Below are 24,958 nucleotides of genomic sequence, written 5' to 3'. Positions count from 1 at the left end.
CCCGATCTGCTTGCTGGACGACCGCCGCCGTCAGTTCTTGAACGGCAGGATGTGGTTGTCTTCGAAATGGGCCCAGATGTAGTCCTGCGCGGTCAGCGCATCGTGCTTGTCCTGGGCGAATGGCTTCTCATAGGTCTTGATCAGGCCTTCCAGCCGGTCGATTCCGTAGAAGCCGTCGCGGATTGCGGTCGGATCGGTGCTGCCGGCCTTCTGGATCGCACCGGCGATCACCAGCACGCTGTCATAGGCGTTGGCGAAGCCGACCGCGGGCGTCACGTCCGCCGCGCCCTTGATGTCCGGATACTTCGCCTGCAGCTCGGCGAGCACGCGCTTGCCGACCGGCGAGAGGTTGCCGAAGAAGCTGTAGGTCTGCACGAACACGACGCTCTCGGCGCTCGGCCCGGCGAGCTCAGTGAAGCGGCCGCCGGCCGGTCCCCAATGCGACACGATCGGCGGCGCCCAGCCCATCCGGTCGAGCGATTTCACAACCTGCGAGGCTGGACCGACATTGCCGACCAGGAACAGGGAATCGGCGCCGGCCTGCTTGAGCCGGGACAGTTGCGCGACTACGTCGACGTCGTTCGCCTCGAATTTCTCGACACCCGCCGGTTCGATCCCGGCCGCCTTCAGCGCCGCGCGCAGGCCGTGCTCGTTGGATTCGCCCCAGGGATTGTTGACGAGGATGAGGCCCGGCTTCCTGGCCGCGAAGGTCTTGCCGGCAAACGCGACGATCGCCTTGTCGACCTCGTCGTCCATCGCCGAGACGCGGAACACGTAGTTGGACGCGGCGCCGTTCTGCGTGATGTTGGTTCCGGCGGCCCATGGCACCACGAACGGCATCTTGACGTTGTTGACGAACGGCACGATCGCAAGCTGGACCGGCGTATCGAGGCCGCCGAGCAGCACCGCGACCTTCTCGCGCTGGATCAGTTCGCGCGCGGCGGTCAAGCCCTTGGCGGGATTGCTCTCATCGTCGCGGCGCACCAGCTCCAGCGGACGACCGAGCACGCCCCCTTTGGCGTTGATCTCCTCGATCGCGATGGTGGCGCCGCGGGTCAACGCCTCGCCGGCGCGCGCCGATTGGCCCGACAGCGCGGTAACCAGGCCGATCTTGATCGGCTCGGCGGCCCGCGCCCGCTCCGCAAGCGACACAGAGCCGATGAGAATGGCGAGCGCGCCCTGCAAGACGACGCGGCGGCACAAACTGGTGATGGGCATACAAGCGTAGCTCATTTCTGCAATTCCTCCCGCTCCAACGGCTCCCGAGCCGCCTCTGGTCCGCTGCCGCTGTCTCCGCGGCCTTGACGGAAGTAAAAACTTTCTTCACAAATTGGCGAATGTCAAGCGGCTGATTGCGTGCCGAGTGGAGATTGCAATGGAGCGGCAGTTTGCAGCGGAGCCGGAGCGAGCCACCTCGCGTGGCGTTCTCGGCGGTGCAACATCGGCGCAAGCGCCGGATCCAGCGCGCGCACTCCTCTCTCACGACCGCTACCGCTACAGCGCGATCTCGCGCCGACCCGACTTCGCGTGGCCGGAGGAAAAGCGGCTCGCGGTCTATGTCGCGCTCAACCTCGAGCACTTCGCCTTCGGCGACGGACTTGGCGCCGAGCTCTGCCCGGGCGGTCCGCATCCGGATGTGCTCAATTACGCCTGGCGCGATTATGGCAATCGGGTCGGCGTGTGGCGGCTCATCGATCTGTTCGACGAGCTGACGCTGCCGGTCTCCGTGCTCGCGAACAGCAGCATCTATCACTACTGCCCGGAAGTCATGGACGCATTTCGCGCGCGCGGCGACGAGGTCGTCGGCCATGGACGGACCAATTCCGAGCGCCAGGGCGTGCTCTCAGCTGCCGAGGAGCAGCAACTGATCGTGGAAGCGACCGATATCATCGCGCACGCCGAGGGACGGCGACCGCTTGGCTGGCTCGGTCCGTGGATCTCGCAATCCGCCGTGACGCCGGACCTGCTCGCCGAAGCGGGCTACCACTACCTGCTCGACTGGTGCATGGACGATCAGCCGGTGTGGTTCGCGACAAGGGATGGCGGGCGGATCCTGTCCGTCCCCTATCCACAGGAACTGAACGACATCCCCTCGATTGTCGGACGCAAGGACAGTGGCGAACAGTTTGCAGCCATGATCGCGGACACATTCGAGGAGATGCTGGCGCAATCCGCCAAGCAGCCGCTGGTGATGGGCATCGCGCTGCATCCCTATCTGGTCGGCCAGCCGCACCGGCTGCGGCCGCTGCGGCGCGCCTTGCAAGCAATCGTCGCAAGGCGCGAGGACATCTGGATCACCACCGCCGGCGAGATCGCGGCATTTTCCCGCACCCTGCCCGACGGCATCGTGCCGACATAAGAAACCGGAGACCCGAATTGACAGCCATCGACACACTCTTCCAGAACGCGCGGCTGACCGACGGCCGGCTGGTCGAAATCGCCGTGCGCGGCGGCAAGATCGTGGCGATCGCGCCGTCCCCGCAAAGCTATGGCGCCGTCGGCGAAACACGCGATCTTGGCCGGCACCTGGTGCTCCCCGGCATGGTCGAAGGTCACATCCACCTCGACAAATGCTTCATCGGCGACGACTGGAAACCGCACCGGCCCTGCACCGCGGGCTTCGACGTGCGCGAGCGCGTCAAGTTCGAGAAGGAAGCCCTCGCCGGCGCCAAGCCGATCCCGGTACGGGCCGCGGCCCTGATCGACCTTTGCGTCTCGCAGGGCACCACTCACATGCGCAGCCATGTCGATGTCGACGCCGAGGTCGGCTTGCGGCATTTCGAACCGATCGCCGCCGCGCGGGAAGCGCACCGCGAGAAGCTTTCGATCCAGATCGTTGCGTTTCCGCAGAGCGGCATCCTGACATCGCCCGGAACGGCCCAATTGCTTGAGGAAGCCGTGCGCGGCGGCGCCGATCTGGTCGGCGGACTCGATCCCGCGGGCCACGATGGCGACGTCGCCGAGCATCTCGATGTCGTCTTCGGGATCGCCGAGCGGCAGGGCGTCGGCATCGATATCCACCTGCATGACGGCGGTCTGCACGGCATCTCGGAGATCGAGGAAATCGCGCGGCGGACCAAGGCGTCAGGGCTTGGCGGCAAGGTCACGATCAGCCACGCCTACGCGCTCGGCGAAGTGGCGGTTGAGGTAGTTCAACGGACCGCGCAGCAGCTTGCCGAGGCCGGCGTTGCCATTCTCACCAACGCTCCCGGTGCGCGGCTGTTTCCGCCTGTGCTGCTGCTTCGCGATGCCGGCGTCACCGTGTTCTCCGGCAACGACAACATCCGTGATTCCTGGTGGCCCTATGGTGACGGCGACCTGCTCGAACGCGCGATGATGGTCGGCTATCGCTCCGGGTTCAACACGGACGATCAACTGGCCGCTGCCTTCGACATGGTGACGACCAACGCAGCGCGCGCGCTTGGCCTGAAGGATTACGGCCTCACCGTCGGCGGAGCGGCGGATTTCGTCGTGCTGGATGCCCGGCACGTCCAGGAAGCCGTGGTCGCGCGTCCCAAGCCACGCGATGTCTACAAGGCCGGCCGGCTCGTCGCGCGTGGCGGCGTGATGGTAGCAGCCGGCGCCCGGAAGCAGTGAACATGGAGGAATCGCACTTGACGAACCGTCGCAATGCCGATCTCAATCCCAGCTGCTTGCGCCGGGAACCGGTCCGCTGCCCGATATGGCCTGATGCGGATCTGCCTTGTGTGAGTACCCGAGCCCAGGCAAGGTTGACGCCGTGACAGAGACGACAGCAGCACAGACCAGCCCTATCCGCACCAACACGCGCGGAAAGCGGCCTCGTGACTCGGCGCTCACCAAGGAAGCGATCCTGCGCGCGGCGACCTTCGAGTTCTGCCACAACGGCCTCGGCGGCGCACGCGTCGAGGCGATTGCGCAGCGCGCCAAGGCCAACATGCGCCTGCTCTACGCCTATTTCGGCGACAAGAACGGGCTCTACATTGCCGTCCTCGAGGACGTCTACACCGAAATTCGCGCGGCCGAACAGCAGCTGAAACTGGATGATCTCGAGCCGATCGCCGCGATGAGAGAGCTGATCGACTTCACGTTCACCTTCTTCGGGCAACACCAGAACTACATCGCCCTGATCAACACCGAGAATCTTCAGCGTGGACGCAACATGCGCAAGTCGCGCAAGATTGCCGATCTCACTTTGCCGCTGGTCGCAAGCATCGAAAGCATTCTGCGCCGCGGTGTCGCGGCCGGCCTGTTCCGCGGTGATGTCGATCCGATCCAGCTTTATGTCTCGATCACGGCGATGAGCTATTTCCACGTGTCCAACCGCTACACATTGTCGGCGATGTTCGACAAGGACCTCGGGGCTCCGGACTGGCTTGCACGGCGCCGCGAGCATGCGCAGGACATGATTCTGACCTGGCTGACGGCCCCGGTCGGGGATCGCAAGCACAAGTCAGCAGCATCGAAGGCGACCGCGCGCCTCGGCAAGCCGGCCCGCTAGGAGGTCCAGCCGCACGACGCGGTGTCGTGCGGATCATGCGGTCGGAACGACCCTCAGCGGGTCGCAACGACGCCGTCGCTGCGCGGATCGCTGGCCCCTTCCATCAGGCCGTCCGGATGCCAGACGATCCCGCCGGCGTGTCCCATGAACTCCTCGAACGGACCGGTTACCTGAATGTCGTGACCGAGCGTGCGGAGCTGTTCGATGATCGCGGGATCGAAGCGGGATTCGATCTTCAGATTGTTGTTTTCCTCGCCCCAGGTGCGACCAAGCAGCCAGCGCGGCGCCGTAATCGCGGACTGCAGCTCTTGGCCGTGCATGGCGTAACGGGAGAAGATGGCAGCCTGGGTCTGCGGCTGCCCCTCTCCGCCCATCGTGCCGAAGGATATCAGCCGTCCATCGCCGAGCTCGGCCATCGCCGGCTGGATGGTGTGGAACGGCAGGCGTCCGGGATCCAGCCGATTGGTATCGCTCTCGCTGAGGCTGAAGCTCGTTCCACGGTTCTGCCAGGTGACGCCGCTCTCGGAAAGAATGACGCCCGAGCCGAATTCCCAGTAGACGCTTTGAATGAAGCTGACACTGAGCCCGTTGCGATCGGTCGCGGCGAGCCAAACCGTATCGCCCTGTTTGGACGGATCGGGCCACGGCGCGGCGCGACGGTCGGATACCGTTTCGTGAAGCGCAGCCAGCGATTGCTCGGACAGGAATTCGGCGGCCGGGCGCTTCATGTAATCGGGATCGGTCACATGGCCGTTGCGAATACGGAACGCGGCCTTCGTGCATTCGACGAGCCTGTGCAGATGATCGACGCCGTCGGCTTCGTCGGCCATGCGCCGGGCATAAAGCGCCAGGATCAGGAGCGAGGCCAGCCCCTGCGTCGGCGGAGGCATGTTGAAGACCTTGTGGCCGGACACATCGACCGAGAGCGGCGTCACCAGCGATGCCTGATGCCGCTCGAGATCAGCCAATCGCAGCGGGCTCCCCACGCGCTCGAGATCGGCCGCCATCGAGCGCGCCAATTCGCCGCGATAGAAATCGGACAGCCCGGCCTTGGCCAGACGCCGCAGCGTCGCCGCGACACGCGGCTGCCGCAGCCGCGCACCGACCGCGAGCGGGGTGCCTTGCGGCAGATAGACCTCGGCATAGCCGGGCACGTTTTCGAGCTCATGCCGCTTCTTGCGGATGTTCTCATGCAGCGTGCTGGTGACGGCTACGCCCTCCTCGGCATGCCGGATAGCGGGCTCGAGCAGCCGCGCCATCGGCAGCCGCCCGTCATGACGATCGCGGCTGAGTTCATAGGCTTTCTGCCAGCCGTCGACGGTGCCGGCGACGGTGAGCGCGGCGAGCGGGCCGCGGCCGGGTATGCTGCTGCAGCCGCGCTCGCGATACCAGTTGCGATCCGCCGCCATCGCAGCGCGTCCGCAGGCCTGAATTCCGACCGGCGTCGAACCGGCGCGCCCGACCAGCCAGAAGCTGTCGCCGCCGAGGCCGTTCATGTGCGGATAGACCACGGCAATCGTCGCCGCCGCGGCGATCATCGCCTCGATGGCATTGCCGCCTTCCGACAAGACCGCGAGCCCCGCCTGCGCCGCCAAATGGTGCGGCGCGGTCACCATGCCGCCATAGCTTCGTTTTGTCTGCAACATCAGCCTCTCTCCCAAGTACGGTATGTAATAATATTTTTACTTACCGTGTCAAGGCGCCAGAGATCGGCCTTTGCGATACGGGTGCCGGGCCGTCGGTACCCTCATCAGGTCGGCCATCGAAGTCGGCACCGTGACCATTGCATGAAGCTCAGGCAGCCGCCACCTCGTGACCCGCCATGACTTCCAGTGCCCGCAGAATAGCCGAATGGTCCCATGCCTTGCCGCCGAGCGCGGTGCAGGCGTTGAACAGCTGCTGCGCGGCGGCTGTGCCCGGCAGCGACAATCCGAGTGCCCGCGCGCCTTCCAGCGCGAGGTTGAGATCCTTCTGATGCAGCTCGATGCGAAAGCCCGGATCGAAATTGCGCTTCAGCATGCGCTCGCCGTGCACTTCGAGGATTCGGGACGACGCAAAGCCGCCCATCAACGCCTTGCGCACCAGCGCAGGATCGGCGCCCGCCTTGGACGCGAACAGCAGGGCCTCGCTCACCGCCTCGATGGTCAGCGCCACGATGATCTGGTTCGCAACCTTGGTGGTCTGGCCGTCGCCATTGCCGCCGACATGCGTGACATTCTTCCCCATCGCGTCGAACAGGGGCTTCATCGCGTTGAACGCGCGCTCCCGCCCGCCGACCATGATGGTCAGGCTTGCCGCCTTTGCGCCGACCTCGCCGCCGGAGACTGGCGCGTCGAGATAGTCGGCGCCGAGCGCATCGATCTTGCGCGCAAACTCCTTGGTCGCCAGCGGCGAGATCGAGCTCATATCGACCACGATCATGCCCTTCGAGACGCCCTCCGCGACGCCGCCCTGACCGAACAGCACGGCTTCCACATGCGGCGTATCCGGCACCATGATGATCACGGCATCGGTCTCCTGCGCCACCTGCCTCGCGGATTCGCAAGCTACGCCACCCGCCGCAATCAGCTCCGGCGGAATCGGCGCGACCTCGTGCAGGAACAGGCGATAGCCGGCGGCCAGGAGGTGGCTCGCCATCGGACGTCCCATGGTGCCGAGCCCGATAAACCCGATGTCTTTCATGTTGTCGTCGCTCCTGTCAGCCTGATTAAGTCACGAAGGTCTGCGCGGCATGCCAGGCGAGGCTCTCGGGCGTGGTCGTCCGCGGCTTGTATTCGCATCCGATCCAGCCGCGATATCCGATGCTGTCGAGATGCTTGAACAGGAAGGGATAGTTGATCTCGCCGGTCCCCGGCTCGTTGCGGCCGGGATTGTCGGCGAGTTGGACATGCGCGATCCGGTCGAGATGCTTCTGCAAGGTCCGCGCCAGATCGCCTTCCATGATCTGCATGTGATAAATGTCGTACTGGATGAACAGATTGGATGAGCCCACGTCGGAGGTAAGTTGCACCGCCTGTTCCGTCCCACTGAGGAAGAAGCCGGGAATATCCAGCGTGTTGATCGGTTCGATCAGGAGCTTGATGCCGTGCTGGCCGAGCGCAGCGGCGGCAAAGCGCAGATTGGACACCAGGGTCTCGCGCAGGTCTGCCGTATCCGCACCGGGGGGGGCGATGCCGACCAAACAGTTCAGCTGCCGGCAATCCAGCGCCTTCGCATAGTCGATCGCGCGCACCACGCCGTCGCGAAATTCATCGACCCGATTGCGCAGGATCGCAATGCCCCGCTCGCCGGCGGCCCAATTGCCGGCCGGAAGGTTATGCAGCACCTGGGTGAGCCCGCAGCGCGCCAGTTCCTCGCGCAACGCGCCCTTTTCGAAGTCGTATGGAAAGAGATACTCGACGGCGTTGAAGCCGGCCGCCTTGGCGGCGGCGAACCGGTCAAGGAACGGCAGCTCGTTGAAGAGCATGGTGAGGTTGGCGGCAAATTGAGGCACGGCTGGTATCTCCGCTTCGGGCAGCGCTGGATGATGTCGTCAGGCCGGCAACAGCGTGCCGGATCGTTGTGCGCTCGGCACGTCATCGAGCGGAAGGTCGAGCACCTCCTCGAATTCCACGATGTTGTCGATCTCCGTTCCCATCGCGATGTTGGTGACCCGCTCGAGAATGAACTCCACCACCACGGGCACGCGGTGCTTCGCCATCAGCTCGCGCGCGGTCGCGAATGCAGCCTGCGCCTCGTTCGGATCCGTCACGCGGATCGCCTTGCAGCCCAGCCCTTCCGCGACGGTCACATGGTCGACACCGTAGACACCGATCTCGGGCGCGTTGATATTCTCGAACGAGAGCTGGACGTGATAGTCCATGTCGAAGCCGCGCTGCGCCTGCCGGATCAGCCCGAGATATGAATTGTTCACGACGACGTGGATGTAGGGCAGATTGAACTGCGCCCCGACCGCAAGCTCCTCGATCAGGAACTGGAAGTCGTAGTCGCCCGACAGCGCGACGACGTCGCGGTTCGGATCGGCGGCGCGCACGCCGAGCGCGGCGGGCAATGTCCAGCCGAGCGGACCGGCCTGCCCGGCGTTGATCCAGTTGCGTGGATTGTAGACGTTGAGGAACTGGGCACCTGCGATCTGCGACAATCCGATCACGGTCACGTAGCAGGTGTCGCGGCCGAATGCCTTGTTCATCTCCTCATAGACGCGCTGCGGCTTGATCGGGATGTTGTCGAAATGGCTCTTGCGCAGCATCGAGCGCTTGCGGTCGCGGCAAGCGGCGGGCCAGGCCTGCCGGTCGCGCAGCTTGCCGGACTTCCGCCACTCCTTGGCGACGGTCACGAACAATTCCAACGCTGCCTTGGCGTCCGACACGATGCCGAGGTCCGGATTGAACACCCGTCCGATCTGCGTCGGCTCGATGTCGACATGGACGAATTTGCGACCCTTGGTGTAGGTCTCGATCGAACCGGTATGCCGGTTGGCCCAGCGGTTTCCGATGCCGAGCACGAAATCGGATTCGAGCATCGTGGCGTTGGCGTAGCGATGGCTGGTCTGCAGGCCGACCATGCCGGCCATCAGCGCGTGATCGTCCGGAATGGCGCCCCACGCCATCAGCGTCGGCACGACCGGAACGTTGACCGCTTCGGCGAACGCGACCAGCAGTTCGGACGCATCGGCATTGATCACCCCGCCGCCGGCCACGATCAGCGGCCGCTCGGCGGCGTTGAGCATGTCGATGGCCTTCTCGATCTGCTTGCGCGTCGCCGCAGGCTTGTAGACCGGCAGCGGCGAATAGGTCTCGTCGTCGAACTCGATCTCGGCCAGCTGCACATCGAGGGGAAGATCGATCAGCACCGGTCCCGGCCGCCCCGACCGCATGATATGGAACGCCTGGCTGAACACGCGCGGCACCAGCGCCGGCTCGCGCACCGTGACGGCCCATTTTGTCACCGGCTTTGCGATCGCCTCGATGTCGACGGCCTGGAAGTCTTCCTTGTAGAGCCGCGCCCGCGGTGCCTGACCAGTGATGCAGAGAATCGGAATCGAATCGGCGATCGCCGAATAGAGGCCGGTGATCATGTCGGTTCCGGCAGGACCCGATGTGCCGATGCAGACGCCGATATTGCCTGCCTTCGCCCTGGTGTAGCCTTCCGCCATATGCGAGGCGCCCTCGACGTGGCGCGCGAGAATGTGCCGGATCGAGCCGTTCCGCTTCAGCGCGGAGTAAAGCGGATTGATCGCGGCGCCGGGAACGCCGAACGCGCAGGTGATCCCCTCACGTTCGAGAATGCGCACTGCTGCATCGATTGCTCGCATCTTCATCTGATGATCCCGCCTCGCTATGAGTTGGCCTGAACATGATCATCAGGCCCGCGATCGTCGATCTCAACGCAATCGATCGGATTTTCCGCCCAGTGGCAGCGCTTGCGATTTCCTGCGTGTCTCCAAGCGATTAGCGCCCGCGAAAGCGTGGAAAACGGCGAGCACGAGAACAGCAGCAAGCACCACGTCTGCTACGGTTGCGTACCACTGCTCGCGTGCAGCTCTGCCGAGAGCTCGGCTGCGATCTGGTGCACGACGGCGCCGATCTCCGGCAAGCGATCGTCCGTCAACCGGTCGGCCATGCCCGAAACCGAGACCGCGGCGAACGGCTCGCTGCAATCGTTGAAGACGACCGCGGCCACGCAGCGCAGGCCGAGCCGCGCCTCTTCATCGTCCACCGCATAGCCCTGGCGCCGCACGGTCTCCAATTCCCTGAACAGCTCGCCCGGCCGGATGATCGACTTCTCCGTCAGGCGCGGCATGCCGCGCCGGCGGATGATGGCGTTGATGTCGGCGTCGGAATATGCGGCCAGCACCGCCTTGCCCACCCCCGAAGCGATCAACGCCACGCGTCCGCCGACCTTGGTCAGCGAGCGCATGATCTCCCGGCTTTCGATGCGGGAGACGACGATGATGGAGTCATCATCGACCACGGCAAGATTGGCGGTTTCCCTGGTCTGGTCGCGCAGCTTGCGCAGATAGGGCAAAGCCCGCGCGGAAAAATTGCGCCGACGCATGAAGGTCGAGCCGACCACGAAGCTTTGCGCGCCGATGTGCCATTTGGATTCCTCGCGGTCGAACTGCACGAACCTGCGATTCTCCAGCGTCGTCAGCAACCGATGAGCCGTCGACGGCGGCAAGCCGATGCGGATTGCAAGATCAGTCAGCCGATAGCCTTCGTCATCCTCTGCAAGCGCTTCGATGATTTGCAACGCGCGATCGACTGATTGAACGCCGCCGTCTCGCACGTCGTGGTCCGGCTGCGCGCGAATTTCGGGATCGGACGGCTTGCGCCGGATCGGCTCTCTTTTCATCACGACCTGCCCCTAACCGGTTGCGGTTCAGAACGAAATTGCTCGCCGATAACGAGCGTCACAACTGGCATATGGCATACCAAAAATCATGAGAGTCAAGGTGGCAGAATTCGCGAATAGGTAAGTCTTTTTGCCATTCTTCTCGCAGAACGCGTCGATTCTTTCGTTTGACTTCTGGAATAATGTATACCACGATGGCCTCTCAGCGATCCAATTTCTGCAACCGGGAGGACATACCATGTATGTCGGGGACATCCTTCGCACCAACAATGCGCATGTGGTGACGATCGGCTCGAGCGAAACCGTGAGCATTGCGGCGAACCTGATGTATGCGAGCAATGTCGGCGCACTCGTGGTCAGGAACGTGTCGCGCAGCGTCGACGCCGCCGTGGTCGGAATGTTCAGCGAACGCGATGTGGTGGCCGTGATCGCCGAGCGCGGCACGGGCGGTCTTGCAGCGAAAGTCGGGCAGTTCATTTCGCCGCGGCCGCTGGTGTCATGCACCTCGCAGGACGCGCTCACCGATGTCGAGCATCTGATGGTCCGTCATGACATCCGCCATGTCCCCGTCATCGACAACGGCCGGCTCGTCGGCGTCGTGAGCATGCGGGACATCGACCTTGCCCTGGAAGAAGCTGCCTGCGCGGCCTGACGGATCTTCCCGAGGCCATTGCCACGCAACCCGGTTCGAGCCGCTGAGGCTCATGCTGTGTCCCTACTCTGCTCGCGAGGATTTCATGAAGGTCTGCATCTACGGCGCCGGTGCCATCGGCGGCTATCTCGGTGTCGAATTTATGCGCGCTGGCGCCGATGTCAGCCTGGTCGCGCGCGGTGCGCACCTCGCCGCGATGCGGCAGAACGGCCTGAAGCTCCTGATCGGCGACGAGGAGCGCGTGGTGCATCCTCGCTGCACCGACAATCCCGCCGAACTCGGCGAGCAGGATTTCGTCATCATCTGCCTCAAGGCGCATTCGATCACCGGCGTCATCGAACCGATGCGGCCCCTCTTGGGCGAGCGGACCCGCATCGTCACCGCGGTCAACGGCATCCCCTATTGGTATTTCTACAAGCACGGCGGACGGCACGAGGGATCGGCGCTCGAGAGCATCGATCCCGGCGGACGGCAGTGGAACGAGCTCGATCCGGCGCGCGCCATCGGCTGCGTGGTGTATCCCGCCACCGAGATCGAGGCGCCCGGCGTGATCCGCCACGTCTACGGCAACAACTTTCCGCTCGGCGAACCCTCCGGAGAGATCACGCCTGATGTCGAGCGCCTGTCCGCCCTGTTCGTGGCGGCGGGGATGAAGGCGCCGGTGCTCGACCGCATCCGCGACGAGATCTGGCTCAAGCTGTGGGGCAATGTCTGTTTCAACCCAATCAGCGCCCTCACCCACGCGACGCTTGACGTGATCTGCAGCAATCCCGGCACACGCGCGCTGTCCAGAGCCATCATGCTGGAGGCCCAGGCGATCGCGGAAAGCCTCGGCGTCAAGTTTCGGGTCGACGTCGAGCGCCGCATCGAGGGCGCCCGCAAGGTCGGCGCCCACAAGACCTCGATGCTGCAGGACCTCGAGCGTGGACGTCCGGTCGAAATCGATCCGCTGATCACCGTGGTGCAGGAGATCGGCAGGATGACCGGGATCGCGACGCCCGCGCTCGACGCGGTGCTGGCGCTGGTCGCGCAGCGCAGCAGATTGGCCGGCCTTTATGATGGGGTGGCCGGCGTCGAAGCCCAATCGCGTGCGGTGGCGTGATCGCGATGACCAATGTGACACGCTGGGTCCGCTTCCGCCACCGTGCTGAGATCGGCTTCGGACAGCTCACTCCGTTCGGCATCTCGGTGCACGCAGGCGAGATGTTCGGTGACACACGACCGACCGGGGAAACGCTGGCGCTCGACGATGTCGAGCTGCTCGCCCCGACCGAGCCGAGCAAGATCATCGCGCTCTGGAACAATTTCCACGCCCTCGCGGCGAAGCTGCAATCACCTGAACCGGCCGAACCGCTGTATTTGTTGAAAGCCCAGACCAGCGTGAGCGCGCCAGGCGCCGTCATCACGCGCCCTCCGGGCTACGATGGCAAGACGACATACGAAGGCGAACTCGGCATTGTCATCGGCAAGAGCTGCACGGCCGTCACACCCGAGCAGGCCGACGCCCACATCTTCGGCTATACCTGCACCAACGACGTCACCGCCGCCGACATTCTCAATCGCGATCCGACCTTCCCGCAATGGGCGCGGGCCAAGGGCTTTGACGGATACGGCCCCTTCGGACCCGTGATTGCCTCGGGCCTCGACCCGGCACGCCTGGTGGTGCGCACCATCCTCAACGGCGTCGAGCGGCAGAACTATCCGATCGCGGACATGATCTTCAGCGCGCAGGCGCTGGTCAGCAAGATCTCACACGATATGACGCTGTTGCCGGGCGACCTGATCTGCTGCGGAACCTCGATCGGCGTCGGGGTTATGAAGGAGCCCGTCAATACGGTCACCGTCGCGATCGACGGAATCGGCGAGTTGACCAACGAATTTCGGCAGTAGGCGGCGACAGGACGACAGATCGACGCAGCCGGACCAAACGAGCCAACATCCTCTTGGGAGCGCACATGATCTCCAGCACGAAACCGGTATCGTCGTCCGGCGCCTTCCGCTGGCTCCAGCTCGCGATCGGCATCGTCTGCATGGCGATGATCGCCAACCTGCAATATGGCTGGACGCTGTTCGTCGATCCGATCGACGCGACGTATCACTGGGGTCGTCCCGCCATCCAGCTCGCCTTCACGATCTTCGTGATGACGGAGACATGGCTGGTGCCGGTGGAAGCCTGGTTCGTCGACAAATACGGCCCGCGCATCGTCATCATGTTCGGCGGGCTGATGATCGGATTGGCCTGGGTGCTGAACTCCTACGCTTCTTCCCTCGTCACGCTGTATGCGGCGGCGATCGTCGCGGGCGTCGGCGCCGGCGCCGTGTACGGCACCTGCGTCGGCAACGCGCTGAAATGGTTTCCGGACCGGCGCGGCCTCGCCGCGGGCGCGACCGCCGCCGGGTTCGGCGCCGGCGCAGCCCTCACCGTCGTGCCGATCGCCAACATGATTGCCACCAGCGGCTACCAGAGCACGTTCCTGACATTCGGAATCGGGCAAGGCCTCGTCGTTCTCTTGCTGGCCTGGTTCGTCCGGCCGCCACATGGCGTCGAGGCCCCGGGAAAAAGGCAGCTCAACCTGCCGCAGAGCGCAATCGACTACACGCCGCCCCAGGTGCTGCGCACGCCGATCTTCTGGGTCATGTACCTCGTGTTCGTCATGGTGGCCTCCGGCGGCTTGATGACCGCTGCCCAGATCGGGCCGATCGCCCACGATTTCAGGATCGCGGATACGCCGGTCACGCTGGCCGGGTTCCAGATGGCCGCGCTGACCTTTGCCATCTCGCTCGATCGTGTCTTCGACGGCTTCGGCCGTCCGTTCTTCGGCTGGGTCTCCGACACGATCGGCCGCGAGCACACGATGTTCATTGCGTTCGCGACGGCGGCGCTGATGTTGCTGACGCTGTCCACGTATGGCCACATCCCGGTCGCCTTCGTGCTGGCGACGGCGATCTATTTCGGCGTCTTCGGCGAAATCTACAGCCTGTTTCCCGCGACTTCGGGCGACACGTTCGGCGCCAAATACGCAACCACCAACAACGGCATGCTTTACACGGCGAAGGGCACCGCGGCGCTGCTGGTGCCGCTCGCGAGCATCATCTCTTCGCAGCTCGGCTGGCAGGCCGTCTTCATCGTCGCGGTTGCGCTCAATGCCACCGCAGCCCTCACCGCCTTGCTGGTGATCAAGCCGATGCGGCGCGCCTTCATTCTCGGCAGTGAGTCGACGGCAAAGGCCGCTATCGCGCCGGCACCTGGCCGGAGCGCGGCGATTGAACACTGATTGGACAGACCTGCGGGCGCGGACCGCGCTGCGGAAGATCTTCGATGCAGCCATCGCCAGCTGCGATCCAAGGCTGACTATCGTGCACGCCCTGCCGGCGAAGCCGAAGGGCAAATGCATCGTCGTCGGCGCCGGTAAGGGCTCGGCCGCAATGGCCGCAGGCCTCGACGCGGCCTGGCCTGACGTCGACCTTTCCGGTGTCGTGGTGACGCGCCGCGGTCATTCTGTTCCTGCGGGCCGCATCGAAGTGCTTGAGGCGTCTCACCCCGTGCCGGATGAGACGAGCCAGGCCGCCGCAGTTCGCATGCTCGGTGCCGTTCAGGGACTTTCCGCCGACGATCTCGTCATCGCCCTGATGTCCGGCGGAGGCTCGGCCCTGATGACCCTCCCGGCCTCCCCGATGACCCTCGCCGACAAGCAGGCGGTCAACCGGGCCCTGCTGGCGAGCGGCGCGACGATTGCCGAGATGAACGTCGTCCGCAAACATCTCTCCGCGATCAAGGGCGGACGGCTGGCGCTCGCCGCCCGTCCCGCCCACGTCACGACCCTCGTGATCTCGGATATTCCGGGCGACGATCCCGCAGCGATCGGCTCCGGTCCCTCGCTGCCGGACCGCAGCACAACAGCCGATGCGCGGGAGATCGTGAGCCGGTTTGCAATCGACCTGCCGGAGGCGGCGCGGCTTGTCCTCGATCAAGCCGACGAGACCCCAAAGCCCGGCGAGATCGACGCCGATGTCCGCGTCCTTGCCGCGCCGTTCCACGCGCTCGATGCTGCGGCAAAGGTCGCGCGAGACGAGGGTCTCACGCCGATCATCCTTGGCGACGCGATCGAGGGCGAGGCACGCGAACTCGGAACCGTGATGGCGGGCATCGCCCAGTCGGTCGCAGGGCATGCCCAGCCCGGCCCTGCCCCTGCCGTGCTGCTCTCCGGCGGCGAGACGACGGTGACGATCGGACGCGGGCCGGCGGGCCGCGGCGGCCGCAATACCGAGTTTTTGCTGGGACTCGTCATAGCGCTATCAGATACGTCCGGTATCTGGGCGATTGCCGGAGACAGCGATGGAATTGATGGAACGGAAGATGCGGCTGGAGCTTTGATCGGTCCTGACACGCTGCGGCGCGCCGTAGCGCATGGTCTCGACGCGCGTACCTATTTGGCGGCCCATGACAGCTACACCTTCTTCGACCGCCTTGGAGACCTCGTGCGCACCGGCCCAACGCTCACCAATGTCAACGATATCCGTGCCGTGCTAATTGCGTCCGGCAAGCCAGCAATGAGGTGACCCATGCGTCGTCATCGACGGGCCAAGATCGTCGCAACCGTCGGCCCCGCCAGCAGTTCCCCCGAGATGCTCAAGGCGCTGCTGGTGGCCGGCGTCGATACGTTCCGTCTGAACTTCAGCCACGGAACCCAGAGCGACCACGCACGTGTCCATGCCGAGATTCGAAAGCTGGAACAGGAGGTCGGCCGTCCGATCGGCATCCTGATGGACCTCCAGGGTCCCAAGATCCGCGTCGGCACCTTGCGCGATGGCAAGATCACCGTGGCGGCCGGCGAGACCATCCGGTTTGTGCTGTCCGGATCGGATGGCGACAAGTCCGCAATTCCGCTGCCGCACCGGGAAATCTTCGCGGCGGTGGCGCCCGGCCACGACCTTCTGATCGACGACGGCAGGGTCAGGGTTCGGGTCGCCGGGCTCGGCGACGATTTCATCGAAGCCAAGGTGATCGTCGGCGGCACCATCTCGAACCACAAGGGCGTCAATCTGCCGGGGACGGTGCTCGATCTCTCGCCGCTCACCACGAAGGACCGCTTCGATCTGGAGTTCGGCCTGAAACTCGGCGTCGATTGGGTCGCATTGTCATTCGTGCAGAAGCCGTCCGACATCATCGAGGCGCGAGGCCTCGTCGGCGACCGCGCCGGCCTGATGGCCAAGATCGAGAAGCCGGCGGCGCTCGAGCGGATCGACGACATCATCCAGCTGTGCGACGCCCTCATGGTTGCGCGGGGAGACCTCGGCGTCGAAATTCCGGATGAGGATGTGCCGGGACGCCAGAAGGAGCTGGTGCGGGCGTGCCGTCTCGCGGTGAAGCCGGTGATCGTCGCCACGCAGATGCTGGACTCGATGGTCGCAGCACCCACGCCGACCCGCGCGGAAGTCTCCGACGTTGCGACCGCGATCTATGATGGTGCAGACGCGGTGATGCTGTCGGCGGAATCCGCGACGGGCCGCTATCCGCGCGAGGCCGTCGAGATGATGGACCGCATCATCCGCAGCACGGAGCAGCACAAGATGTACCGCTCGATCGTCGAGGCGACCCAGCCCGGCGAAGAGCAGACGCCGCCGCATGCGGTTGCGACGGCCGCCGCCGACCTCGCCTCCGTGATTCACGCCGCGGCCATCGTGGCCTACACGTCGAGCGGCACCACCGCCGCACGCGTCGCGCGCAAGCGGCCGAGCCTGCCGATCCTCGCCATCACTCCAAGCCGCGAAGTGTCGCGTCGCCTGTGCCTGCTCTGGGGCGCGCACAGCGTGCTTTCCGACGATGTCGGGAGCTATGAGGAGATGGTCGAGCGCGCGACGGCGCTCGCGCATGCAGAGCAGTTCGCATCGAGCCGCGACCTGCTGGTGGTTGTCGCCGGCATTCCTTTTGGGCAGGCGGGAAGCACCAACAACCTGCGGGTGGTTTCGCTCCCTTGACGGGGCGTCTTCGCCCGGCATCGCGGCCCCAAACACCCGTCGCACCCGGCCCGTTGGGATTTCTCGGGCTCGTTCCGCCCGGCGCCCAAGCCTCACGGCATGGCGCCAAACCAGATCACGAGCGCGAACATCACCAACAATGCGACGGTGATGATCGCTTCGCTCGTGGGTATTCGCTTCATAGGCCGCCTCCACGCGCGGGAGCGGGATGCTGCGACGGGGGCGGTAGTTCACATCGGCACGACACCGCCCGCTTAAAATACATGCGGACGGCGTCGGCTCTAGCCCCAGGACGGAAATGCAAAATCCCGGTAGCCATTACGTATACACAACGGGGCTGAAGGTTCATGTGACGATTGGCACCCTCCAATAGGGCTAGGACGGCGACCGCAGCAACGCGAAGGCATGCCAGTGGCATCCCCGTTGTTCGCCAATCCGGCTGCGACAAACGCATCCCTATAATCCGCCACGGCTCGCCCCCCGTGACGAGGATAGGCTCGGACCACCCGGAGCAACCCTCGGACGTGCAGTGTATGGCGGGCCATCTCACCGGCAGAGGCGAACATACGATCTTAGGGTCGTGGGGACCCGCAGCAGGTCCCCACGATCATCCTATCTGATCGATCTCTCCGCATGCCTCGCGCTCGCGCCCTCACGCATGCTGCGGCTGCGCGAGCTGGCTGACCTGCGTCGCCGGCGGATCGACGACCAGGGTCCCGCCATGGCCGTCACTCGAGGTCGTGAAGGTCGAGGCCATGTAGTTGCCCAGCAGCGCAATGCTCGCCGTGACGGTGCCGTCCGTCACCGTGAGCGTTCCGCCTGATGCGTTTCCGCTGAAGCTCGGCGTGTGAACGTTCGCGAAACTGATGTTGGCAAAATCGATCGCGTCCGAGCCGGTCATCCCGGCGACCGTGCCGGCAAAGCTCGCGGAATTGTCGAGCTTGAGCGTCCCCGTCGTCCCCTGGAACATCACGGCGGCGTTCGATGCCCCCGGCAATTCGAGGGTGGCGCCCGATGCGATGGTGGCATTGCTGGAGCTCTCGCCCGTCACGTTGAAGGGCTGCCAGGCTCCCCACGCAATGCCGTCATTGGCCCGGATCCAGAGTTGATCGGTGCCCGAGCCGGCCTGATAGGTCGCCTGGGCAAGTTGCGCCGCAGTGACATCGATCTCGGTATTCACCGGCTGCGATGTGCCGTTGATGCTCCAGTGCCCGTTCGAGTTGGAATCCCACAGCGCATATTTCGTGATGGTATCGCCGTCGGCGTCCGTCGCACTGAACAGATTCGATGCTGCGAACGTCTGCCCGGAGACCGTCACCACGTTCGAGGCCGAAACGACCGGAGGGTGGTCGGGGCCCGGTGTTGCCGTGAAGCTCTTCCAGGCGCTCCACATGCTGCCGTCATTGGCCTTCACCCAGAGCGTATCTGATGCCGAGCCGCCGGGGCCGAACACGTAGCTCACCTGCGACAGGTTCGCCGCCGACACATCGATCTCGGTGTTGGCCGCCTGGGCGACACCATTGACCACAAAGTGGCCGTTGCCGCCGGTGTCCCAGAACGCGTACTGGGTGATCGTATCGCCCTCGGCATCGCTGACCGAGAACAGGCTCGAGGCGGACGTCGATAACTCGCCATGAACCGCGACCACGTTCGATGCCGTCACGACCGGGGCCGTGTCGGGGCCTGGGGTCGCCGTGAAGCTCTTCCAGGCGCTCCACATGCTGCCGTCATTGGCCTTCACCCAGAGCGTATCTGGCGTCGAGCCGCCGGGGCCGAACACGTAGCTCACCTGCGACAGGTTCGCCGCCGACACATCGATCTCGGTGTTGGCCGCCTGGGCGACACCATTGACCACAAAGTGGCCGTTGCCGCCGGTGTCCCAGAACGCGTACTGGGTGATCGTATCGCCCTCGGCATCGCTGACCGAGAACAGACTCGAGGCGGACGTCGAGAACTCGCCGTGAACCGCGGCCACGTTCGATGCCGTCACGACCGGGGCCGTGTCGGGGCCTGGGGTTGCCGTGAAGCTCTTCCAGGCGCTCCACATGCTGCCGTCATTGGCCTTCACCCAGAGCGTATCTGGCGTCGAGCCGCCGGGGCCGAACACGTAGCTCACCTGCGACAGGTTCGCCGCCGACACATCGATCTCGGTGTTGGCCGCCTGAGCGACACCATTGACCACAAAGTGGCCGTTGCCGCCGGTGTCCCAGAACGCGTACTGGGTGATCGTATCGCCCTCGGCATCGCTGACCGAGAACAGGCTCGAGGCGGACGTCGAGAACTCGCCGTGAAGCGCGGCCACGTTCGATGCCGTCACGACCGGGGCCGTGTCGGGGCCTGGGGTTGCCGTGAAGCTCTTCCAGGCGCTCCACATCATGCCGTCGTTGGCCCGCACCCACAGCGTATCTGATGCCGAGCCGCCGGGGCCGAACACGTAGCTCACCTGCGACAGGTTCGCCGCCGCAACATCGATCTCGACACCGGACGCCTGGGCGACGCCGTTGACCACAAAGTGGCCGTTGCCGCCGGTGTCCCAGAACGCGTACTGCGTGATCGTGTCGTTGTCGGCGTCCGAGGTCGTGAACAGGGTCGAGGCGAGAGCTGACGCCTGCCCGTGATTGGCGGTGACGTTCGATGCCGTCACAACCGGCGCGTGGTCGGGCCCCGGGGTGGCCGTGAAGCTCTTCCAGGCGCTCCACAGCATGCCGTCATTGGCCCGCACCCACAGCGTATCCGGCGTCGAGCCGGTCGGGCCGAACACGTAGCTCACCTGCGACAGGTTCGCCGCCGACACGTCGATCTCGACGCCGGCCGCCTGGGCGACACCATTGACCACAAAGTGGCCATTGCCTCCGGTGTCCCAGAACGCGTACTGGGTCAGCGTGTCGCCATCCGGATCGCTCGCCGTGAACAGGCTGGATGCGGCAGCCGACGTCTGGCCGTGTGCCGCAGTCACGTTGCTCGCGTTCACGGTCGGCGGGTTGTCGCCAAATGCCTTGGCCGTAAACTGAGTCCAGTTGCCCCAAATCGTGCCGTCATTGGCTCGAACGAGAAGGGTATCAGTCGATCCGCTTGGACCGAAGACATAGCTCACCTGCGACAGGTTGGCCGCCGCAACATCGATCTCGGCATTGGTAGCCTGGACGACACCGTTGACGACCCAGTGTCCGTGACCTTGGGTGTCCCAGAACGCATACTGTGTGATCGGATCGCCATCGGCGTCCGACACCGTAAAGAGGCTGGAAGCCAGCACCGACGTCTGGCCAGAGCCTGCATGGACGTTGGACGCCGACGTGACCGGCGCGATATCGGCACGTGTCGTGACCAGCGTGCCGGTGCCGGAATCCGCGCTGACGCTGAACCGCACGCCGGGTGTCGCATCAAGCTGCAGATCGAACGAGGATGCCCCCTCGGTGACGTGCAGGATGTTGCCGGCCCGCAAGGTCGCCGACCCACCCGATACGAAATTGAGGCCTGCCAGATCGATGCTGTCGCCCAGCACCAGACTGCTGATGGTCGTGCCGGCCAGGGAGGTACCATCGATCTTCAGCTGACCGCCGGAACCGCTGAAGGTGATGCCGCCGTTCGCGACGCTGCCGGCGCGTAGTTCGACCACGCCGCCGGAGATCGTGACCGGCCCCGTGGAGCCGCCAGAGGACACGATCTCATTGCCTCCGGCAAAGACCGCGACGTTGCTCGTCACCGCGCCGGCAACGTTGAGCGCACCACCGCTCGACACCGCGATGTCGTGCGCCACAGCTCCAGACGCAATGTTCAGCACGCCACCGCCGATGACGGTCGAGTGGTCTATTGCGCCTCCCGACGACACGTTGACCGTGCCGCCCGAAATCCCGGTTCCAGAACCGGTCACACCGGTGACAATACCTCCGGCGAATACATTCTCGATGCCGCCGGCAAAGACCGAGACATTGCTCAGAACCGTGCCGCCAATGTTGAAGACGCCGCCGCTCGAGACGGAGATATGGTCGGCCGTCGCACCCGACGAGACATTCAGGTCACCGCCATTGAAGACTGTCGCATATTCGAACGACGCTCCGGAGAGAACGTCGACCAATCCGGAAATTGCGGTGCCCGAACCGGCAGCACCGGTGACGGAGCCACCTGCAGAGACGATTTCGTGGGCGCCGTTTTGAACAATGACATTGCTGGTGATCCTACCCTGCACATTGAGCGTGCCACCCGACAGGGTGACGTCGTGCGCCGTAGCGCCGGCGGAAACATTCAAGGCGCCGCCGCTGAAGACCACGGTGTTGAACGTCAGGCCGCCAGACGTAACGTTCTCCACGCCTCCGCTTGAAACAGCCGCCCCAGCCGAACCGCCGGCCGACACATTCAATACACCGCCGCTTGAAATCCCGGCGCTAATGGTGACGCCGCCTGAGGAAATCGTCTGATTGCCACCCGACAGAATCGTGGCGCCGGAATCGACGCCACCATTGAAGACGGCCTCGAATCCGCCAGACAGGATCGTGCCCGTCGCGCTGCCACCGGCTGAAACGGCACTACCGTTGAACGATCCGAGTTGGAAGTAGCCACCGCTCAGCACCGTCGTGCCGGCCGCCGTGCCACCGCTCAGCACGGTCATGCCGCCGGAGTTGGAAATTGTCGTTCCGGATACCGCGCCTCCCGAGGTGACCTGCGCGCCGCCGTTGTCGACAATCGTGGTTGATATCGCAAGGCCACCGAAGTTCACACTGAGCTGACCGCCCGAAACGGTCGTGTTGCTTACGGTTCCACCCGCCAAACCACCCGATCCTTGGAACGACGGAATGCCGACTCGCATGAAGCCGCCACTGCCAACGATGGTGCCCAGGGCCGTGCCGCCCGCAAGCACGTTCTCCGTTCCATTCGCGCTGACGGTGATAGCGGAGGTTGAGCCGCCCGACAGAACCTCGAGGATCGGGCCACTACCCACCGAATAGCCGCTCACGACAGCGCCAGGCCCCACCTCAAGGTCGGTACCGCTGCCGAAAGTGGCGTTGGAAAGCTGCGAAACGGACGCTCCGCTGACCAGCTCTAGAGCGCCGAAATTAGTGATCGAAACGCCACTGAGGGACCCGCCTGAAAACAGCTTCAGCAGACCGCCATCGACCAACGTGCCGTTTGCCGATCCGCCGGAAAGGACGTCAATCTCACCGCCGCCGAAAACATGGGCGCCGTTCTCAGCACCTCCGGACGAAACGGTTTCCAGGCCACCGTTGTGAATGTTGACGTTACTGGTCGTGCTTCCCGCGAGATTGAATTGGCCACCGCTGTTCACATCGATGTCATGCGCCGACGCGCCAGCCTGCAAGTTCAGGGCGCCATTGCCGTTGACAGCAACGTAGCCGACGGAGGCCCCCGCGGATGCATTCATTGTGCCGACGACGGTAACCGTTGGGACGCCGGACGAATCCAGTGATCCGCTGACGGCACCGCCGGAAGAGACATTCAATGTGGCGCCGCTCGCAATGAATGCGTCGCTCGTCACCGTACCCAGGAGGCCAACCGTTGCTCCGCTCGATACGGTAAAATCGTGAACGGCGGCCCCGGCTGCGATGCCGGCCGAGGCACCGGACGATAAGGTGAAGAACTCGGACAGGCCTCCGGAGAGGACATTGAGCGAGCCTCCCGACACCGTAAAGGACCGCGCATTGCCCCCGGAGAGCACGTTCAGCGTACCGCCCGACACATCGAAGTTCTGCGCATTGCCTCCCGAAAGAACATTCTCGGTGCCGCCGGCGAACACCTCCGAGTTGCTGGTCTGGGAACCTGCAAGATTGAGGATGCCGCCACTGCTGACGCCGAAGTCGTGGACCGTCGCGCCATTGTCGGCCGTGACAAGGCCGCCATTCCTGACCGTGAAGTAAGAAAGCTGGCCGCCCGAGGTCACGCTGACCGTACCACCCGACACGATCGTCTCGTCGCTGCCGGGAGCGCCCGTCTCGATGCCGCCGGAAGAGATCACAACAAGGCCGCTCGAAAAGACCTCAACGTGGCTTGTCACCGTTCCGGCAACGTTCAGCGTGCCGCCCGACGACACGGTAAGGAACGACGCCGCACCGCCTGAGGAAACGTTGACCGTGCCGCCTGCATACACGGTGGCAGAGACGCCGAGACCGCCGCTGGAGATAGTCTGGCTGCCGCCGGACACAATAGTGGCGCCGCTGTCGACACCACCGCTCGAAATCACCTCGGAGCCGCCGGACACAGTCGTTCCAGTGGCGCTGCCCGCGGACTCAATGATCAGCGTGCCGCCAGCCAGGACGGTATCGCCGGATTCCGTGCCAGAAGATACAGTAACGGTGGCGCCGCTGGAAATCGTCTGCATCGCTCTGCCTCCAGGCCAGAATGAAACTCATTTGCCGGTATCGGGCATCGATGCCGCACGGGCGTCGACGTCCTTTATGCGCTATGCTTTGGCGCCGACCGGAAATCCCGGTATGCGCTGAATAACCTGCTTGACGTGATCGCCCGTAATCAGCCGCGTGCATTCGAATTGTCGCTGTGAACTTGCGTGCCGCGGACACCACAGGAAATCCTTGTGGTCGAAACGCAGCCGCGGATCGTTCCCGCAACTGTTGCACGCGTGAAAATTGAGAACGCGGTAAGGCTTGCAACCGTGCGTGTCCTTGAATTTCACGGCATAGGGAAACCATCCCACTGTATCGCCGAGCGTCCCGACCGGAAACTGGGTCAGGACAGCGCGATCTTTCGCCGCGTATTCATGATCAAGGACGGATTCGCCCTGCTGGGAGATTTCTATTCCGAAACGGATGTCGTAGCGCTTGCTGCTGTTGACATAGCCTCCGGCGGACTCCGTTTCAAACAACACGTTGCCTGTGTCGATATCCCGAATCCTCGCCTTCCAGGGCTGCTCGCCATGAGGGCAAACAATTCGCGCGTCGTCATTGAAGTCGAAGCGCAGTCCTTTTGGACCGACCTGGGTGGGCAGTTTGGCCGCCGCAGGATAGGCAGGCTTCGGAGCATCGGCATTCGACCAGACAGCCTCCGACTTGACTGGCGCGGCGTCGGTCGAACGATCCACGACTACGTTGGGTTGTTCCGGCAAATGGTCCGCCGGGCGTTTCAGCGCGATCGCCGGCGCAACGGTAATCGCATTCACGAAAAGACCCCTGCACTGAAACACAAAGAAACTGCTCAAAAAGCGAACAAAAGGTAAGCGAGATTGATAACCTCGTCACCAAACCTTGGCGAGTACCTCCTCGGGGCTGCTCCGGAATCGCAGGAACAAACGACACAATCATAGGCCGCGATCCCATCGCCCGCTCCAGCTTGCCTCAGGCGAAGTCTGCTCTGCCCGTGACAACGAGCGTGGCGATCACCATCGCTGCTGATCAACCGCAACAAGGTCGAACGCCACACGGCAGTGAACCACGCGATAAAGACTGCTCGCGGCGCATGGAACGGGCTCATGGGAGCCCCTCTTCGATAAGAGGTAAGCCGCCAAGCATGTCCCTCGCGGCATTCTA

Annotated in this window: 17 protein-coding genes; 9 read left to right on the top strand and 8 right to left on the bottom strand. The window is 64.3% G+C overall.

Features of this window, described 5'->3' with window-relative positions:
- Positions 1 to 30: 30 nt before the first annotated feature.
- Positions 31 to 1,218: an ABC transporter substrate-binding protein gene (locus ACVISU_RS37995; RefSeq protein ID WP_172803591.1), complete on the bottom strand. Its 1,188-nt coding sequence runs from the start codon at positions 1,216 to 1,218 to the stop codon at positions 31 to 33.
- A 157-nt stretch (positions 1,219 to 1,375) separates the two neighbouring features.
- On the opposite strand from ACVISU_RS37995, the gene ACVISU_RS37990 reads away from it, so the two are divergent.
- The 3 genes from ACVISU_RS37990 to ACVISU_RS37980 all read left to right on the top strand — a co-directional run bounded on the left by ACVISU_RS37990 (position 1,376) and on the right by ACVISU_RS37980 (position 4,480).
- Complete coding sequence (locus ACVISU_RS37990) at positions 1,376 to 2,359, top strand: polysaccharide deacetylase family protein (RefSeq protein WP_050404628.1); 984 nt, start codon at positions 1,376 to 1,378, stop codon at positions 2,357 to 2,359.
- A gap of 17 nt (positions 2,360 to 2,376) precedes the next feature.
- Positions 2,377 to 3,597 carry an amidohydrolase family protein gene (locus ACVISU_RS37985; RefSeq protein ID WP_456710369.1) on the top strand — a complete coding sequence of 407 codons (1,221 nt, stop codon included), beginning with the start codon at positions 2,377 to 2,379 and terminating at the stop codon, positions 3,595 to 3,597.
- Between the two features lie 142 nt (positions 3,598 to 3,739).
- Positions 3,740 to 4,480 (top strand): TetR/AcrR family transcriptional regulator, encoded by a 741-nt coding sequence (locus ACVISU_RS37980; protein WP_050404626.1) that lies wholly within the window; start codon positions 3,740 to 3,742, stop codon positions 4,478 to 4,480.
- 53 nt (positions 4,481 to 4,533) lie between these two features.
- On the opposite strand, the gene ACVISU_RS37975 is transcribed toward ACVISU_RS37980, so the two are convergent.
- The 5 genes from ACVISU_RS37975 to ACVISU_RS37955 all read right to left on the bottom strand — a co-directional run bounded on the left by ACVISU_RS37975 (position 4,534) and on the right by ACVISU_RS37955 (position 10,834).
- Positions 4,534 to 6,126, bottom strand: coding sequence for a gamma-glutamyltransferase family protein (locus ACVISU_RS37975; protein WP_456710368.1), 1,593 nt, complete (start codon positions 6,124 to 6,126; stop codon positions 4,534 to 4,536).
- A 148-nt stretch (positions 6,127 to 6,274) separates the two neighbouring features.
- Positions 6,275 to 7,162, bottom strand: coding sequence for a 2-hydroxy-3-oxopropionate reductase (locus ACVISU_RS37970; RefSeq protein WP_456710367.1), 888 nt, complete (start codon positions 7,160 to 7,162; stop codon positions 6,275 to 6,277).
- A gap of 25 nt (positions 7,163 to 7,187) precedes the next feature.
- Positions 7,188 to 7,973 (bottom strand): hydroxypyruvate isomerase, encoded by a 786-nt coding sequence (hyi, locus tag ACVISU_RS37965; RefSeq protein WP_456710366.1) that lies wholly within the window; start codon positions 7,971 to 7,973, stop codon positions 7,188 to 7,190.
- A 39-nt stretch (positions 7,974 to 8,012) separates the two neighbouring features.
- Positions 8,013 to 9,800 carry a glyoxylate carboligase gene (gene gcl, locus ACVISU_RS37960; protein WP_456710365.1) on the bottom strand — a complete coding sequence of 596 codons (1,788 nt, stop codon included), beginning with the start codon at positions 9,798 to 9,800 and terminating at the stop codon, positions 8,013 to 8,015.
- A gap of 191 nt (positions 9,801 to 9,991) precedes the next feature.
- Positions 9,992 to 10,834: an IclR family transcriptional regulator gene (locus tag ACVISU_RS37955; protein ID WP_456710364.1), complete on the bottom strand. Its 843-nt coding sequence runs from the start codon at positions 10,832 to 10,834 to the stop codon at positions 9,992 to 9,994.
- Between the two features lie 238 nt (positions 10,835 to 11,072).
- Between ACVISU_RS37955 and ACVISU_RS37950 the strand changes: the two genes are divergently transcribed.
- The 6 genes from ACVISU_RS37950 to pyk all read left to right on the top strand — a co-directional run bounded on the left by ACVISU_RS37950 (position 11,073) and on the right by pyk (position 17,465).
- The gene (locus tag ACVISU_RS37950) at positions 11,073 to 11,486 is read left to right on the top strand and encodes a CBS domain-containing protein (protein WP_050404620.1); all 414 of its coding nucleotides are present in this window, start codon (positions 11,073 to 11,075) and stop codon (positions 11,484 to 11,486) included.
- A gap of 85 nt (positions 11,487 to 11,571) precedes the next feature.
- A complete protein-coding gene (locus ACVISU_RS37945; RefSeq protein WP_456710363.1) occupies positions 11,572 to 12,588 on the top strand; it encodes a 2-dehydropantoate 2-reductase in 1,017 nt (338 codons plus the stop codon).
- Positions 12,589 to 12,593: 5 nt separating this feature from the next.
- Positions 12,594 to 13,376, top strand: coding sequence for a fumarylacetoacetate hydrolase family protein (locus ACVISU_RS37940; protein ID WP_456710362.1), 783 nt, complete (start codon positions 12,594 to 12,596; stop codon positions 13,374 to 13,376).
- Positions 13,377 to 13,441: 65 nt separating this feature from the next.
- Positions 13,442 to 14,761 (top strand): oxalate/formate MFS antiporter, encoded by a 1,320-nt coding sequence (gene oxlT, locus ACVISU_RS37935; protein WP_456710361.1) that lies wholly within the window; start codon positions 13,442 to 13,444, stop codon positions 14,759 to 14,761.
- Positions 14,751 to 16,046, top strand: a complete 1,296-nt coding sequence (locus tag ACVISU_RS37930; RefSeq protein ID WP_456710360.1) for a glycerate kinase type-2 family protein — start codon at positions 14,751 to 14,753, stop codon at positions 16,044 to 16,046. Before oxlT ends, ACVISU_RS37930 begins: the two co-directional genes overlap by 11 nt.
- 3 nt (positions 16,047 to 16,049) lie before the next feature.
- Entirely contained in the window at positions 16,050 to 17,465 is a 1,416-nt protein-coding gene (pyk, locus tag ACVISU_RS37925) for a pyruvate kinase (protein WP_456710359.1), read from the top strand.
- A 652-nt stretch (positions 17,466 to 18,117) separates the two neighbouring features.
- Here pyk and ACVISU_RS37920 read toward each other — a convergent pair.
- Positions 18,118 to 23,796 carry a hypothetical protein gene (locus ACVISU_RS37920; protein WP_456710358.1) on the bottom strand — a complete coding sequence of 1,893 codons (5,679 nt, stop codon included), beginning with the start codon at positions 23,794 to 23,796 and terminating at the stop codon, positions 18,118 to 18,120.
- An 81-nt stretch (positions 23,797 to 23,877) separates the two neighbouring features.
- On the bottom strand, positions 23,878 to 24,591 hold the full coding sequence (locus ACVISU_RS37915; protein ID WP_456710357.1) for a hypothetical protein: 714 nt from the start codon (positions 24,589 to 24,591) through the stop codon (positions 23,878 to 23,880).
- Positions 24,592 to 24,958 lie beyond the last annotated feature (367 nt).

It is taken from the genome of Bradyrhizobium sp. USDA 4452, assembly GCF_054063575.1.
The sequence above is the reverse complement of the archived record's forward strand: the minus strand, read 5'-3'. Positions and strand labels throughout refer to the sequence as shown.

Bases quoted from the DNA above. Each gene is read 5' to 3' on its own strand.
- ACVISU_RS37975 (WP_456710368.1), bottom strand. From the start codon at position 6,126: ATGTTGCAGACAAAACGAAGCTATGGCGGCATGGTGACCGCGCCGCAC.
- ACVISU_RS37940 (WP_456710362.1), top strand. From the start codon at position 12,594: ATGACCAATGTGACACGCTGGGTCCGCTTCCGCCACCGTGCTGAGATC.
- ACVISU_RS37920 (WP_456710358.1), bottom strand. From the start codon at position 23,796: ATGCAGACGATTTCCAGCGGCGCCACCGTTACTGTATCTTCTGGCACG.
- gcl (WP_456710365.1), bottom strand. From the start codon at position 9,800: ATGAAGATGCGAGCAATCGATGCAGCAGTGCGCATTCTCGAACGTGAG.
- ACVISU_RS37955 (WP_456710364.1), bottom strand. From the start codon at position 10,834: ATGAAAAGAGAGCCGATCCGGCGCAAGCCGTCCGATCCCGAAATTCGC.
- ACVISU_RS37990 (WP_050404628.1), top strand. From the start codon at position 1,376: ATGGAGCGGCAGTTTGCAGCGGAGCCGGAGCGAGCCACCTCGCGTGGC.
- ACVISU_RS37970 (WP_456710367.1), bottom strand. From the start codon at position 7,162: ATGAAAGACATCGGGTTTATCGGGCTCGGCACCATGGGACGTCCGATG.
- ACVISU_RS37945 (WP_456710363.1), top strand. From the start codon at position 11,572: ATGAAGGTCTGCATCTACGGCGCCGGTGCCATCGGCGGCTATCTCGGT.
- ACVISU_RS37995 (WP_172803591.1), bottom strand. From the start codon at position 1,218: ATGCCCATCACCAGTTTGTGCCGCCGCGTCGTCTTGCAGGGCGCGCTC.
- oxlT (WP_456710361.1), top strand. From the start codon at position 13,442: ATGATCTCCAGCACGAAACCGGTATCGTCGTCCGGCGCCTTCCGCTGG.
- ACVISU_RS37950 (WP_050404620.1), top strand. From the start codon at position 11,073: ATGTATGTCGGGGACATCCTTCGCACCAACAATGCGCATGTGGTGACG.
- pyk (WP_456710359.1), top strand. From the start codon at position 16,050: ATGCGTCGTCATCGACGGGCCAAGATCGTCGCAACCGTCGGCCCCGCC.